Origin of the sequence: Chitinophaga ginsengisegetis, assembly GCF_900168065.1 — a bacterium.
Classification (GTDB): domain Bacteria; phylum Bacteroidota; class Bacteroidia; order Chitinophagales; family Chitinophagaceae; genus Chitinophaga; species Chitinophaga ginsengisegetis.
In genome coordinates this window covers 3,426,229-3,442,640 of the sequence record NZ_FUZZ01000001.1, presented here as the reverse complement: position 1 = coordinate 3,442,640, position 16,412 = coordinate 3,426,229, and the positions used below count along the sequence as shown (strand labels likewise).

Genomic DNA, 16,412 nt, shown 5'->3' with positions numbered 1-16,412 from the left:
GATATGAAGATTTCTCCTGCTAAGGAAAATATTCTGAAGAGAGTACGGAATGCGTTAAGTCAGTCAGTACAGTTGCCCTTCCCGAATTCGGAGGGCAACTCGTCTGTTTTCAGAACCGAGAACGAGAGCCTGGAATTAAAGTTTGCAGAAGAATTTACCCGGTTGCAGGGAAAGTTTGTTTACTGTACAGGGAAAGGTGAGTTGATGGATAGCCTTCGTGCGCTTTGTGAACACAAAGAATGGCACAATGTGTTTTGTCAGACTCCTGCCCTGCTGAAAATAATTCATCAGCAGGAATTACCAGTATTGAACCAGGGCACTATGCACGAAGCAGATGCTGCCATCACGGATTGTGAATACCTGGTAGCCCGCACCGGAACATTGGTGCTGAGTTCCGCGCAACCCAGTGGCAGGGCCTTACCGGTATATGCACCAGTGCATATCGTGGTAGCCTATACGCACCAGTTGGTATTTGACCTGAAGGATGCGCTTAATAAGCTGAAAGATAAATACGGTAACGATATCCCATCGGCAATATCCTTTGCAACAGGTCCCAGTCGTACCGCAGATATCGAGAAAACACTGGTGGTGGGGATTCATGGTCCCAAAGAAGTATACGTATTTTTAGTAGACGAATAAATAAATGGCTTTTAGTCTTTAGCTGTTAACTTTCAGTGCCTGGGCGATGTATCGTTTCTTTCACTGAAGGTTAACTGTTAAAAGCTAAAAGCTTCATAATTTTAAGAATGGATATTGCATTACCGGCCAATAAGAAAATATATTTTGCCTCCGATTTTCATCTTGGCGCTCCCAATCCTGCCGCCAGCAGGGAGCGTGAAAAACTGCTCCTGCAATGGCTGGAGCAGGTGGAACCCGACGCGCAGCATATTTTCCTGGTAGGTGATATCTTTGATTTCTGGTTTGAATATAAACATGTTATTCCCAAAGGATATACCCGCATTTTAGGAAAGCTGGCAGCGCTAAGCGACAAAGGGATCGGTATCTCTATTTTCATTGGTAACCATGATATGTGGATGGATGGATATTTTGAAGAAGAGCTGAATATCCCGGTGTACTATGAGCCGCAAACCTATACCATTGGCACTAAACGGTTTTATATAGGCCATGGTGATGGTTTGGGCCCCGGCGATCACGGTTATAAGATGCTGAAAAAAGTTTTCAGAAACCCGTTTTGCCGCTGGATGTTTTCTGCTATCCACCCGGCATGGGGCATTGCACTTGCCAATTATTTCAGCCGTAAAAGCCGCTCTGCCACCGGGCAGGAGCTGGAACACTTTCTGGGAGCGGAAAATGAGTGGCTGGCTATCTACAGCAAAGAAGTGCTGCAAAAAGAACATTTCGATTATTTTATCTACGGACACCGGCATCTGCCCCTCGATATTCCCTTATCCAATGGCAGCAGGTATATCAACCTGGGCGATTGGCTGAATTACTTTTCCTACGCTGTTTTTGATGGGAATACGGTAGACCTGAAGTTTTTTACAGAAGATGGCGCAAAGGCGGCCAGGCTGGGGCAGCAGATCAGGCATCCAGAATCTCATGTAAAATAGGCGGGGAATGCATCTCCGTAAAATCGGGTAAGTGCAGCCGGAAAAATTCCAGGTACGCATACAGTAATTTTCTTCTTCTTTCTTTATTCATCGTAATTGCCGCCAGGTGCTCTACTGCTGTGCATTGAAACAGCTGGTCTGTTAATTCGCTGCTGTGCGTGTCGAGGTGATGGGCGTGGTGTGGCGGCAGGTCAGAGAAGGTGCCTTCCTGCAAATCGAGATAAGGAGTATATTCAGAAAATCTTCCATTGAGCCGGAAACCCAGGTGCTCCCCCATTTTCAGCGTAAAATATAACGGCAGGTTTGCCACCACCGGCAGGCCGGAGATGTCCAGCAGCTGCAGGATATTTTCTGTAAAGAAATAGAGATCGGTTTGTTGCTCCGGTTGTTTCAGGCATTTCTGCAGGAGTTCTATCATGTAAAGGGCCACCGTATTTTTCACCACATTCAGGTGTACAGCGTTATACAGATATCCCAGTTTGTATTCGGATATGCGCTGGAGGTTTTTAATTTCGTTGTGATATACCACCAGTTCCAGGATATTACCGGGTTGCAGCAGGTTGCCTTTGGCAGCTTTGGGTTTGGAAGAACGGGCGCCGTTCACAATATACGATTGCACCCCGAAGAGTTCAGTAAATATACTCACGATCAGGCTGGTGTCGCCATACTTTACCGTGCGTAATACGATGCCGCGTGTTTTGTGAAGCAATTTTTCCTGGCTTTTGCTGTTAGCAGTTAGTGAAAGAAACCGGAATGCAAGTTACACAAACGAAGGGATTGAACGGCTAAAAGCTAAAACCTGACAGCTGGCAGCTAAAAGGAGTCGGCTCATCGCGGTCTGTTAACAGCTAATAGCTATTTTAATTACCTTTACGCCCATTACTAAAAAGGAAATCCTTATGTGGCAACGTTTAGCAGGCTTTGTGCTAAAATATCGATTATTGCTTCTTCTTTTACTGCTTGCCGGTACCGGCGTGATGGGTTATTTTGCCAGTAAGGTACAAATGTCATACGAGTATGTGTCCAGTATACCTCATGATAACCAGAAGTTTCTTGAATTCCAGGAGTTCAAGAAGAAGTTTGGTGGAGATGGGAATGTGCTTATGCTCGCTGTACAAACGGATAAATTTTTCCAGGCAGATTTTTTCAAGGACTATGTTCAGCTGAACAAGGACATGAAGAATGTGTTTGCGGTGGAGAATATTATGAGTGTGCCGATGGCTATCAACCTGGTGAAGAACGACAGCACGCAGAAGCTGGAGGCTAATTTACTTTTCCAGGGCGATTTGACAAACCAGGTGGTGATTGATAGTTTATCCCGTGTTTTTAACACGCTCCTTTTTTACAAGGGATTGCTGTACAACCCGGATACCCATGCTTACCTCATGGCTATTTATGTAAACAAGGATGTGTTTAATTCCCCGAAACGTACGGCAGTAGTGAACGAGATCACGAAGCTGGCCAATGCTTTCCAGGAGAAACAGCATACAGAAGTACATTTGAGTGGTTTGCCCCTTATTCGTACAGCCATGGCCGTTAAGGTGGCAGATGAGCTGAAGCTGTTCCTGAAAATATCTTTCCTGTTAACCGGTTTGATCCTGTTCCTGTTCTTCCGTTCATTTGGCGCCGTATTGATGTCGATGATTGTAGTGGCTATCGGCGTAATCTGGTCGGTGGGCACTATTGTACTGATGGGATATAAAATTACCTTGCTTACCGGAATTATCCCTTCGCTGATAGTGGTGATAGGGATTCCCAACTGTGTATACTTCCTGAGTAAATACCATACGGAATATGCCAAAGACGCCAATAAAACGAGGGCATTAGTGCATATGATACAGCGGATGGGGATTGTAACCCTGTTTACCAATCTTACCGCTGCCATTGGTTTTGGAGTGTTCTGTTTTACCAACAGTGCTCTTCTGAAAGAGTTTGGTGTAGTAGCAGGGTTGAATATCATGTTCATCTTCCTGATCTCTTTTATTTTCCTGCCATCTGTTTTAAGTTATTTACCTGCGCCAAAGAGCAAGCATACTACTTACCTGGATAACCGTTTCTTTGGGGCGATACTTGATTTTCTGACTACGCTGGTGTTTAAATACCGGCCGTGGGTATATGGGGTAACTGTTGCGCTGGTGATAGTGGCCATTGTGGGAATGGGGCGTTTGCAATCTGTAGGATATATGCTGGATGATATTCCGCATACCGATAAATTGTATACGGATCTGAAGTTCCTGGAAACGAATTTCAAAGGGGTGATGCCGCTGGAAATTGCAGTGGATACGAAAAAGAAGAATGGTGTGATCAACCTGCAAACGCTGAATAAGCTGGATGAGCTGACACAGCTGATTGCCGCACAGCCTGATTTCGGTCGTCCGTTGTCGGTAGTGGAAGGGATTAAGTTTGCCAAGCAGGCGTATTATAATGGAGACAGCTCCAACTTTGCGGTGCCTAATCAGTTTGATCTGGGATTCCTGGCGCCTTACCTGCGCATGAAGGGCGGCAATACTGCCGGGCCGGCTTCTACCTTTTCAAAACTGGTTTCTTCCTTTATGGACAGTACCAGGCAGGTGGCCAGGCTGAGTGTGAATATGAAAGATGTGGGATCGCAGAAACTGCCGGTATTGCTGGATTCCTTACAGCCTAAGGTAACCGCCATTTTTGATACGGCGCATTACAAGGTTACGTTTACCGGTACCAGCGTGATTTTCCAGGAGGGTACCCGCTTCATTATTAACGGGCTGATGGAGAGCGTTATCCTTGCTTTCGTGTTAATTATGATTTGTATGCTGTACCTGTTCCGTTCGTGGCGGATGCTCATCATATCATTGATTCCAAACGTGATTCCGCTGGTGGTTACTGCCGGTGTGATGGGATGGATAGGTGTTCCGTTGAAACCATCTACAGTGTTGGTATTTAGCGTGGCGCTTGGTATAGCCATTGACGTTACGATCCGTTTCCTGGTTAATTTTAAACAGGAATTGCCACGTCATGATTTGGATATCAGTGCTACAGTGAAGCAAACGATCCATGAAACAGGGTTGAGTATTATTTATACATCTGCCATCCTGTTTGCCGGCTTCATGATTTTCAGTTTTTCAGAATTTGGCGGTACGAAAGCATTGGGCTGGCTCACTTCCCTGACACTGGTGATAGCGATGATTACGAATCTGACCATTTTGCCGGCTTTGCTGTTGTGGATGGAAAAGGCATTGTTGAAGAAAGCGAAGAAGAAAGAGTTGTGGAAGCCGCTGGATGAGGAAGAAGATATTGACATAAAAGAGTTGGGGATCAGCGATCAGGAGTAGTTTATAAAGATAATAATATCAGGGCCACCGGGGCTGACAGGGCGTGTTTTTCATGCTTTCTGTTTGCCCCGGTGGCTTTTTAGTGTCAGGAAACCGCAGTGGATGCTAAATATTTAGCTAAAATGGACAAAAAATAAAGCTGAAATGATCTAGTGGGCAGCATTCACATACCCTTATAGCCGCTTGTAAAAAAAGGGGGGGTATTATAATGAAAAAGTATGAGGTTTAATACGCCATTCTAACCACATAGTTCATGAAAAATAAGTACTTAAAGGGCGCTCATTTATCCGAGCGCAAATTTAAGGAGATCCTGCGGCTGTTTGCCGATGATCTTACTGCGACCCAGATAGCGAATATCAGCGGTGTAAGCAGGGTAACTATTAACAGCTACCTGAAGAAGCTACGACACCAGATTGCGCGATACTGTGAAACGCAGCATCCTGTGCCCGTTCCAGTGTTAACGTACGAACCCCGGCAAAGTGACCTTACCTCCGACCACGACAGCGACACGCTGGTGGCGGTAAAGCCGGAAGTAGACCGGATTGTTAAGCCGGTAATCTTCGGCATCTGCAGATCCTCAGACAGGTTACACACCGAAATTCTCCCGGACGTAAGCCGGTCAATGATTCATGCGGCTACCCGCGGGCGTTCCGTATTGGAAACGCAGGTAGCTACAGAACGTTTGCGCCGGTTCAATGGATTGGTAGATCTCGGTCAGTACCGTTTATACCGGCTGGGGCAAACTTCCGACACGCATCAGATGGATGACGTGGATGCTTTCTGGGGCTTAACCAAGCATCGCCTGGCTAAGTTCAAGGGGCTGAACCGGAACACTGCTTATTTACACCTGAAAGAGTGTGAATACCGGTTTAATCATCGCAATGATGATCTCTTTATGGTATTGCTGGAGTTGTTAAAAACATATCCGCTTACCCTTTCCTGATAAAAACATTCGCCCCGCAGTTATGCGGGGCAACTTTAATCTCGATTTAGATTTTGGTTGATGAGCACAGGCGGTATTCTTGCCGCTTGTTTCATTTTTATGCCCTTACGTATTAGTTATGAGAATTATATGTTAATGAGGTGTTAAAAAGATGTTACCTAAACGTTATCGGGAACTTTCCAAGCTTAACTTTTTGTTAAGAATTATTATATTTGGGGCTGGTTGAAAATTTGCTAAGGAAACTGCTTATGAGGAAGAAGTTGATTACTTCTGCTTGCGATTTATTGAATAAATTGCAAGAGAAGAGGTCAATTGTTTAATTTATGGTCAATATCACTGTACCGTTTTACCTACTCCAGCTTTAAGTATCCAATCACAATTTCACCAACTGCTTATTTAACGGGAACCAATTGAATTAAGGCTTACGGGTCTTGATAATGAGGATTATTTTTTAAGGTTAAGGAAACAAAATCATGCTTATGAGGAAAGTACTATTTCTCCTCTTGTCCGTGCTATTTCTGGGCGGGCAGGTCTATGCGCAAAGCCGCACAGTAACAGGGAGAGTCACTGATGCCGCAGATGGCTCAGCTATTCCTGGTGCCAACATCCAGATTAAAGGCACCACAAAAGGAACCGTAACGAATCCCGAAGGGGCCTACACTATCCAGGTGGATGCCAATGCCACACTGATCGTATCATTTATTGGGTTTGAAGCAAAAGAGGTGCCGGTAGGTACTGCTGCCACTTTGAATGTAAAACTGAAAACAGATTCCAAAAGTCTGGATGAAGTAGTGGTAACAGGTTACACCGTGGAAAAGAAGATCAACTCTACCATTGCCGCATCCAGCATCAATGGCGCAAAGATCAACAACGTTGCACTGCCTGATGTAAACCAGATGCTGCAGGGTAACGCGCCCGGTGTTGCGGTATCAACTAACTCCGGTCAGCCTGGCGCAAAAACGGAGGTACGTATCCGTGGGATCGGTTCTATTTCTGCGAGCAACAGCCCGCTGTATGTAGTAGACGGCGTAATAATTTCTTCCGGAGATTTTACCCAGAACACGCCTTCCCAGGATGTAATTGCTAACCTGAACCCTGCCGACATTGAAAATGTGACCATCCTTAAAGATGCGTCTGCCACAGCATTGTACGGTTCCCGTGGTTCCAACGGTGTGGTGGTTATTACTACCAAAACCGGTAAGAAAGGCGTGAGTAGAATTAATTTCAATGCCAAATATGGTTTCCAGGACCTGTCGCATGGAATTGATATGATGAACGCTACTGAACTGCTGGCATATCAGCGGGAGGCTATGAAAAATGCGACCAAAAAAGACGGTACACCACTTTTCACTGCAGAACAGATCCTGGCGAATCGTCCGAACAGTCTCACAAATATCAACACCGATTGGATGGACGAAGCTTTCCGCACGGGTAAAACTCAGTCCTACGGTATCAACGCCAGCGGCGGAAATGATAAAACGCAGTTCTATGCTTCCGGCGATTATTTCAAACAGCAGGGTATCCTGATTGGCTCTGATTTCAGCCGGTACAGTGGCCGTTTGAATGTGGATCATAAGTTCAACGAAAAATTTGACCTGAGCGTAAAGGTAAACGGCAGCTATACTGATCAGAGAAGTGCAAGTGCAGGTAACAGCTACTCTTCACCGCTGATGGGCGCACTGGCCAATTCTCCGTTTATCCCTTCCCGTGATGAGAACGGAAATCCTTATAACGGATATACTGCAGGTCAGCCAGGCACCACGTCCTGGGCTGGTTTTGCGGATATTCCCTCCTCTTACCGCCCGGTATTACGCGGGGGTAACTTCGTGAGCACTGTAAACAGTAACTATAACAGAAGCAATAATACCCAAACAGTTTTTAATGCTGCATTGGGTTATAACATTATTGACGGGTTACGTTTCGTGGTAAAGGGTAATGCAGAGTTGACCAACATCCGCGAAAAGCAATGGACATCTCCGGACTCTTACGATGGACGCAACTATGGCGGTTATCTGTACAATGTGAATACCAACATGGCGTTGTACACTACCCAGCAATTACTGACTTACAACTTCAACCTGGGTAAAGATCACAGTTTCCGTTTACTGGCAGGTAATGAATATTCCTTCCAGAACCGTGTGTGGAACTATGGTGCAAAGAATGGTTTCCCCAATGGTCAGGCACAGGTGCCGGATGCGGGTTCCCAGTACTTTGACATGGCCGGTGATGAAACATCTTATGCTTTCCAGGGCATACTGGCGAAAGCAGACTATGACTATAAATCAAAGTATTTCTTAAGTGGTAGTTTCAGAAGAGACGGTTCTTCCCGTTTCCCTAAAGACAACCGCTATGGTAATTTCTACTCTGTTGGTGCTGCATGGCGTATTACAGAAGAAGAATTTACAAAAAACCTCTCCTGGCTGAACGATCTGAAACTGCGTTCCAGCTATGGTATTATGGGTAATGCAGAAGGTTTGGGAGATTATCCTTATCAACCCCTGTATAGCCTTGTAGGTGCTTATGATGGCGGATCAGTTGCTTATCTGAAACAGCCGGGCAACATGGCGCTGAGCTGGGAAAAACAAAACCTGTATGATGTGGGATTGGATATCAGTGTACTGAAAAAACGTTTATACGGTAGCGTTGGATATTATGATAAACGCTCTTCCGCATTGCTCATGCAACTGCCATTATCTATGACCAGCGGTTTTGATGTGATGACGATGAACGTAGGTAAGATGCTGAACCAGGGTTTTGAAGTAACACTGGGTGGTATCCCGGTGTCTACTAAAAACTTCCAGTGGACTTCAGATCTGAACTTTGCTACCCTGAAAAACAGGATACTGTCTCTGGGCGGTCAGCAGTTCATTCCGGCGGGTTCCCGTCAGCGGATTGAAGTGGGGATGCCATTTGGTTCCTGGTATATGCCGGTTTGGACAGGTGTTGATCCTGCTACCGGTGCTGCTACCTGGGAAGGCGCCGACGGAAAACCAACTTCCGATTACAATTCAGCAGTTAGGAAATATGTTGGCCAGGCACTGCCTAAAATCACAGGCGGTTTCACCAATAAATTCACTTATAAGGAATTCGACCTGTCTGTGTTCATCACTTTCAGCGCAGGAAACAAAGCTTACAACTATAACCGTTCCTTCCTGGAAAGCGATGGTAACAACACCACCGGAAACCAGGCGAAAGATGCCGGCAGCCACTGGGAAAAACCAGGCGATATTGCCGACAGACCTAAGGTTATCTGGGGTAATGGTACCAACTCCAATGCTTCCTCTACCCGTTACCTGGAAGATATCTCCTATGTGCGGCTGAGAAACCTTTCATTGGGTTACAATCTTCCAAAAAGTACTTTGAGCAGATTGAAAATGCAGGGATTGAGAGTGTATGCGCAGGCAGAGAACTTATTTACGCTGACAGGATATAAAGGATGGGATCCGGATATGAGCACCAACCCGATTTCTCCGACCAGCACTGCATCTCCGGCTACTACAAATGCGGGAACTGATTTTTACCGTTATCCTACTTCAAGAGTGATCACGTTTGGTATTAGTGTGGGACTGTAATGAAGTAACATCAAAAATTTAAGTTAATTATGAAATATACAAAACTCTCCATATTAGCATTGGCTACGGCTGGTTTGTTTTCAGCCTGCTCCAAGCTGGATCAGAATCCGCAGTCCTCATTGAATGAAGGGGATGCGGTAAATGAAGGGAACGCACGTATTCTTGCAAACGGAATGTATGAGCGCATGCAAACGCTGGAATACTATGGCCGCGATTTCATGATCGTGTCTGACCTGGGTGGTAATGATATGAAGATCACTTCCCAGAACTCCAACCGGTTTATTACAGAATTCCAGTTGAACTATACACCATTGCTGGCGCCGCAAACCAATACATTCCTGAATGCATACAGAGTGGTAAACCAGGCGAATGTACTGATCGATAAAATGCCTGAAACTGAAAAGACCAGTACCATCCGTGGAGAAGCCTATTTTCTGCGTGCATTGGCAAATTTCGATCTGGCCAGGAGGTACACAAGACCTTACACCAACGTAGCAGCAAAAATCAATGAGCCCAATACCGGTATTACACTGGTAACAAAAGCGGTGGATGCTCCTGCAAACTATAAACCTGGTCGCAGTACGCTGGCTGAAACCTATGCGGCTATTATCAGCGATCTGAAAGTGGCGCAGCAAACTGCTCCTGCGGGTAAATCCGAAGACAGAAACGCGAATGTGTTTAATGCTACAAAGGATGCAGCAACTGCATTGCTGAGCCGTGCTTACCTGTATAAGGGCGACTGGCAGCTGGCTATTGACGAAGCTGATAAGCTGATCGGGAAGTATTCCTTATATGAAGCGTCTGAAGTGGCGAAAGCATTCAACCTGGATGCCGCCGGTTCGGAAGAAATCTTTTCCCTGCGTTTCCTGACACCAGATGGTGCCGGCTCCAATAACTTCGGTTATATGTATGTACCTGCTAAATTAGGTGGGTATGGAGATATCAGGCTCACAGATGGTTTTATGGAATTGCTGGATCCAAAGGACGTTCGTAATGAGCTGGTTCAGAATCTTGATGGCAGTAACTACCTGATGAAATTTTCGGGTAATGAAGCAACAGGACAGGTAGGTCTTGTAAACGTAAAGATCCTGAGAATCAGTGAAGTGTTGCTGAATCGTGCAGAAGCTTATGCTGAGTTGGGTAACCTGCAGAAAGCAACGGATGATGTGAATATGCTGAGAGCTAAACGTGGACTGGATCCGTTTACTGATGTTGCAAATATCAAAGCTGAAATTATTAAGCAGAGAAGATTGGAGCTGGTGGGTGAAGGTTTGGGTATGTCTGATCTGTTCCGGAAGAATGGACAGCGTAATATCAGAGATGCCAACGCGCTGAGCACAAGGGTTACGGAGGCGAGTGATTTCCGCGTAGCTTTCCCTATTCCGCAGGCCGAGATGGATGCAAATCCGAATATGGTACAGAACCAGGGTTATTCCAATTAATATTATTATATGACAAGAGAGGTGCTTCCGCGAGGAGGCACCTTTTTTTATTTGAGCAGATGCCTACTGGATAAGAAAAAAAAGAGCGGAATAATTATCAAGTGATTTATTTTAGGAAGGATCAGGCAAAACAGGCTCTGGCTGCGGGCAGCATTGCGATATATATATGATCAGACTGATAGCATGTATATCATTATATAATATAATAACCAACCGGTTTTTGCTGGGTACTTATATGAGTATAATATATTTGAAAGATAAATAATTATATATTATATTTATTATAATTACTAGCTTATAAATACGATTCTCAGGTGAAGATGGCTGTTGGGATATATTCCGGAACAGATTTAAAAAAAAGCTGGTTTTGCACTAGTATTTTTTAAATTTCCTATATTGCAGTAGAATTTAAACAATATTTAACAAATACGTATCAGAATCTAAAACAGAATCTAAATAACAAAATCTTAATTAGTTGGTGCTTGTGTGGATTTAACCGCCATTTCAAATCTATACCGGAAACAGTTTCTGATATAGTTTAGGAAGAAAATAGAGGAGAGAAACTGGAATTTGCTTTGAGAAAAATACGAATAAGGAACGATGGGTTATGAGGAAAACGGATTTACGGAATTAACCTTTGGGATAAATGAGTACAGCACCCCCATTTTTATTAGTTAACTGACAATATCTTTCAAATCTAAATTGCTTATGAAAAGAGGACTACTCTTATGGTTGCTAGTGGCCATCAGTGTTGTGCAAGCCTATGCACAAACAAAATTAATCAGCGGCAAGGTTACGGATGCCAAAGACGGCTCCGGACTCCCTGGTGTATCTGTCGGAATTAAAGGTACAGGTAAAGGTTCCCTAACCACCAACGATGGCACTTACAAACTCGAAGCTCCTGTGGGTTCCGTGCTTGTTTTTTCTTTTATTGGGTATGCTTCTAAGGAAGTTCCTGTTGGAGCTGAAGGCACTATCAATGTTGCCCTTGGCGCTGACAATAAAGATCTTAGTGAGGTAGTAGTTACCGCGCTGGGTATTAAACGTGAAAAACGTACCCTGGGTTATACCACCCAGGAAGTAAAAGGTGATGATATCGTGCAATCCAAGGAAGTAAACTTCCTGAATGGTATGCAGGGTAAAATTGCCGGTGTGCAAATCAATAACACTTCCGGTATTCCGGGTGGTGGTACCCGTATCGTTATCCGCGGTGCGGCCTCTTTAACCGGTAATAACCAGCCGTTATATGTAATAGATGGTAACCCGATCAATAATGATCAGATCGGTGCCGGTGATTCTGACGATGATCCCGTACTGGCAGGTGGTACTACACCTAACAGGGGTATTGATATTGACCCGAACATCATTGAATCAGTAAACATTCTTCGTGGTGCATCTGCAACTGCATTGTATGGTTCCAGGGCTGCTGGTGGTGCTATCATCATTACTACCAAGACTGGTGCTGGTTTGAAAGGGAAAACCTTCAGCCTGTCAGTTGGTTCCAGTGTGAACATTGACAAAGTGGTACTGCCTGAATTCCAGACCGATTGGTCACAGGGTAACAACGGAGTTTTCTTTGATGGAATAAACAATAAAACATCCCGTTCCTGGGGCGCTAAGATGGATACCTTAAAGGTAGACGGCAAGCCTGCTGTTAAGTACGATCCACGTGATGCGTTCTTTAAAACAGGAACCACCTGGGATAATAATATTAGCCTGAATGGGTCTACTGATAAGTCAAATTACCTGATGTCTTTCTCTTCTTTAAGACAGGAAGGTGTGGCTCCAGGTACCGATTTTTACCGTAATTCCTTTTACGCAAATTTCTCTACGCGTCTTACCGATAAGTTAACTGCGACTACCGGTATCAGTTATATTGATTCACGTAACGACCGTTTGCTGGAAGGTAATGGTAGTGGCGGTACTTCTTACCTGGCTAACCTCTATAATGCCCCGGTGAGTTATAACCTGCTGCCATATGAAAACCCGGTAGATAAGTCACAGAATATGTATAAGGTGAATGCTAATAACCCTTTCTGGACTGCGGCTAATACCGGCCTGCAACTGAATGTATCCCGCTTCATTCCTAACTTCAGCCTGGTTTACAATCCTTTGAACTGGTTAACATTAACAGAAAGAATAGGCGCGGATATTTATACAGATGAACGCATATTTCATGAGGCTATCGGCTCTTTCGGTACTTTCCCGAATGGTCGTATGTACAATGAAATCATCAACAATAAACAGATCAACCACGATTTTTACGCTACTGCCAGAAAAGAGTTTAATAAATTCGATCTGACAGTAATGGTTGGTAATAATATCATTTCTGAACATTATACCGACCAGTTTTCAAAAGGTATCGGCTTATCCGTACCTGGTTTCTATGATATTACCAGTGCCGAATCTGTAACATCTACCAAAACCTTCTACGACAGAAGAAGGGTAAGTATTTATGGACAGGCAATCCTGGAATATAACCGCATGTTATCTTTAACTTTAACCGGTAGAAATGACTGGTCATCTTCCATGCCGGTTAAGAATAACTCCTACTTCTACCCTTCTGTTACCGGTGCATTTGTATTCTCTGAACTGGAAGGATTAAAAGACAGCAAAGTATTATCATTTGGTAAAGTAAGGGTAGCCTATACTGCCATTGGTAATGACGCACCTCCTTACAAAGTATCAACACCTTTCAATAAAACAGTAGTTGGCGATGGTCTTCGTGGTTCACTGGATCTTCCTTTCAATGGTGTAAATGGTTTCTCTAAGAATAATGTGTTAGGTAATCCTGACCTGAAACCGGAAAAAATTAAAGAATTTGAAGTTGGGTTGGAAACAAAATGGTTAGATAACCGCATTGGTCTGGAGGCAAGTTACTATAACAAGGTTAGTACTGACCTGATATTCCAGACAGCAGTATCTGCTGGTTCCGGTTATACCCAGGCAGTAATCAATGCAGGTAAGATTACCAACAAAGGTTTGGAAGTAACTTTTAATGCTAACCCGATCAGATCAAAAGATTTCAACTGGAATATTTCTGCTAACTACTCCAGGAACAAAGCAATGATCAACAAACTGACGGAAGGTGTAACTTCTATCCAGATAGGTGGTTTCACCACTCCGGGTATATACCTGGTGGAAGGTCAGCCTTATGGTACTATCAGAGGTTCACGTTACATGAGAAACGAACAGGGTAAACTGCTGATCGATGATGATGGTTATCCTATCCAGGATGATGGAACGTCTTTCGATATTGGTAATACCCAGCCAAGATGGATTGGTGGTGTAACCAACAGCGTATCTTATAAAGGTATTAACCTGTCGTTTACTTTCGACGGCCGTTTTGGTGGTCAGGTGATCAACTTTGATGAATACTACATGACCTTCTACGGTACCAGTGGTCTGACCGGCAGCCGCGACGGGTCAATGGTATATGACGGTGTGACCAGCGATGGTAAACAAAACACCAAATCTATCAAAACTAATCAGGCTTACTGGCAGGCATGGGGTGATACCTATGAAAACCTGATCCAGGATGCAACGTTTGTAAAACTGAGAAATGTTACACTGGCCTATAATTTTAGTCCAAAGTTGTTAAAACATACTCCATTTAAAGCAGCAATGGTTTCTGTTGCCGGTCGTAATCTGTGGATCTACACTCCACACTTTACCGGTTCAGATCCTGAATTGAGTACTTATGGAGCAGGTAGTAACTCCGGTGGTTTTTATCACTACGTTTCACCAAGCACCAGATCTTACAACGCAACTTTGAAGTTAACTTTCTAAACTGAGTAATGATGAACAAGAAGATAATTATATCCATTATAGCGGGAAGTGTAATGTTAGGGGGTTCAGGATGTAAAAAATTCCTGGATGTAAACAATGACCCGGCTGCAGCCACAAACGTAACTGACGCCCTGTTGGTGGGCGGCGCTGAATTAACTACCGCATTTAATATTGCGGGTGGTTATCCTGCCAGAACTGCCGCTTTCTGGACACAACAACTGGGGTATGATCAACCTGCACCGGAATGGGATACTTATAAAGTAACAGCTTCCGATGTAGATAATACCTGGTCTTTTGACATGTATCCACAGATACTGAACAACCTGAAGATCCTTCAGGACCAGGCTACCACAGCTAGTCATCCGCATGCCGCTGGTATGGGAAAAATATTAATGGCTTATAACATGGCTGTTACTACCGACTTGTGGAATGCAGTACCTTATTCACAGGGATTCACCGGCTTTGGAAATTTAAAGCCAAAGTATGATACACAGGAAAGCATTTACACCAGCATTAATACTTTACTGGACGATGCCATCGCACTGCTGGCACAGGAAGATGCTTCCGGATCAGTTGGCGATAAAGATCTGATATATGGTTCCGATCCTGAAAAATGGACCGCGTTCGCTTATTTCCTGAAAGCACGTTTTGCTTTACGTTTAACATATGCACCTGGTAAAGTGGCTGCCACTCAGGCACAAGCTGCCTTAACAGCATTGGCAAAGGCTTTCCCCGATGCCAGTTTCAATCCAGGTGTTACATTTGGTACCAAATCCGGGTCAGAAGCTCCCTGGAACCAGTTTACCGTGAAATGGGGTAGCGTTGCGGTATCATCTACTTTCCTTACTTTGCTGCAATCAACAAATGATCCCAGGTTGCCAGTAATGGTAGATCCGGTTAAAAAAGGCACTGGTTACAGAGGCAGAATAATAGGTAGTGATCAGATTGACATTGATTCACTTTCAGGTGTAGGTCAGTTCTTTGCTGCTGCTGATCAGTCAGTGTATTTAGCTACTTATGATGAACAGCTGTTCATCAAAGCAGAAGCTACTTTCCTGACCGCTGGTTTTGCAGCTGCTCAACCTGTTCTTAAAAGTGCAGTGGAAGCGCATATGGAAAGATGCGGTTTGAATCCGGCCAGCGCTGCGGTTCAGGCTTATATCACTGCTAAATGCACACTCACTGCTGCCAATGCCTACGAGGTGATCATGACGCAGAAATATATCTCTAACTATCTGTCTCTTGAATCATACAACGACTGGCGCAGAACTAATTTCCCTAAGCTCACTGTTGTAGAGAATGCATACCAGGGTATCACTACCATCCCACGCAGATGGGTGTATCCAGCTTCAGAGAATGAAACAAACGCACAGCCTGAACAACCAGGCAAACTTACAGATCGCGTTTGGTGGGATACCAAACAATAATCAGTATTTCATTTAACTAATAATATGAAGCGGTTGTCTCTGCAAAGAGACAACCGCTTTTTTTATGCTTATCTTCATTTACCCCGAAAATGTTATTTTTTACTTGAAATGTTTCCCTATATTTGTTCCCGTCATGAAAATTTTCATGAAGCCAAAATCGGAGAATCAAGGTTTATTTAGAGTAATACAACATAACAACGAATACATTTTTTTTGCTTATCGGGAATTTATAACGGGAATATTTGCTTATGGGGAGCGGCTTACGGCCAGATTTTCCATCTAATTTAATGAGATTCAATAGTTGCCCATCCTGCTGTTCACGCGGGAACGGAGTCGTTTTCTGTTGACCACAGAAAATGA

9 protein-coding genes are annotated in these 16,412 nt (G+C 44.2%); 8 read left to right on the top strand and 1 reads right to left on the bottom strand.

Features of this window, described 5'->3' with window-relative positions; translation table 11 throughout:
- The first annotated feature begins 3 nt into the window (after positions 1-3).
- Together B5Z18_RS13680 and B5Z18_RS13675 are read left to right on the top strand one after the other, a co-directional pair.
- Positions 4-639 (top strand): LutC/YkgG family protein, encoded by a 636-nt coding sequence (locus B5Z18_RS13680; protein ID WP_079469887.1) that lies wholly within the window; start codon positions 4-6, stop codon positions 637-639.
- Positions 640-746: 107 nt separating this feature from the next.
- The gene (locus B5Z18_RS13675) at positions 747-1,571 is read left to right on the top strand and encodes a UDP-2,3-diacylglucosamine diphosphatase (RefSeq protein ID WP_079469886.1); all 825 of its coding nucleotides are present in this window, start codon (positions 747-749) and stop codon (positions 1,569-1,571) included.
- On the opposite strand, the gene recO is transcribed toward B5Z18_RS13675, so the two are convergent.
- Complete coding sequence (gene recO / locus B5Z18_RS13670) at positions 1,543-2,280, bottom strand: DNA repair protein RecO (RefSeq protein ID WP_079469885.1); 738 nt, start codon at positions 2,278-2,280, stop codon at positions 1,543-1,545. The genes B5Z18_RS13675 and recO overlap by 29 nt on opposite strands.
- A gap of 190 nt (positions 2,281-2,470) precedes the next feature.
- Here recO and B5Z18_RS13665 point away from each other — a divergent pair, with 190 nt between their 5' ends.
- The 6 genes from B5Z18_RS13665 (at position 2,471) to B5Z18_RS13640 (ending at position 16,052) form a co-directional block, all read left to right on the top strand.
- Positions 2,471-4,879 (top strand): efflux RND transporter permease subunit, encoded by a 2,409-nt coding sequence (locus tag B5Z18_RS13665; protein ID WP_079469884.1) that lies wholly within the window; start codon positions 2,471-2,473, stop codon positions 4,877-4,879.
- Between the two features lie 253 nt (positions 4,880-5,132).
- Positions 5,133-5,822 carry a hypothetical protein gene (locus B5Z18_RS13660; protein ID WP_079469883.1) on the top strand — a complete coding sequence of 230 codons (690 nt, stop codon included), beginning with the start codon at positions 5,133-5,135 and terminating at the stop codon, positions 5,820-5,822.
- A gap of 479 nt (positions 5,823-6,301) precedes the next feature.
- Positions 6,302-9,394, top strand: coding sequence for a SusC/RagA family TonB-linked outer membrane protein (locus tag B5Z18_RS13655; protein WP_159454297.1), 3,093 nt, complete (start codon positions 6,302-6,304; stop codon positions 9,392-9,394).
- A gap of 29 nt (positions 9,395-9,423) precedes the next feature.
- The gene (locus B5Z18_RS13650) at positions 9,424-10,836 is read left to right on the top strand and encodes a RagB/SusD family nutrient uptake outer membrane protein (protein WP_079469881.1); all 1,413 of its coding nucleotides are present in this window, start codon (positions 9,424-9,426) and stop codon (positions 10,834-10,836) included.
- Between the two features lie 708 nt (positions 10,837-11,544).
- Positions 11,545-14,625, top strand: coding sequence for a SusC/RagA family TonB-linked outer membrane protein (locus tag B5Z18_RS13645; RefSeq protein WP_079469880.1), 3,081 nt, complete (start codon positions 11,545-11,547; stop codon positions 14,623-14,625).
- A gap of 11 nt (positions 14,626-14,636) precedes the next feature.
- A complete protein-coding gene (locus B5Z18_RS13640) occupies positions 14,637-16,052 on the top strand; it encodes a SusD/RagB family nutrient-binding outer membrane lipoprotein (RefSeq protein WP_159454296.1) in 1,416 nt (471 codons plus the stop codon).
- The last annotated feature ends 360 nt before the right edge of the window (positions 16,053-16,412 follow it).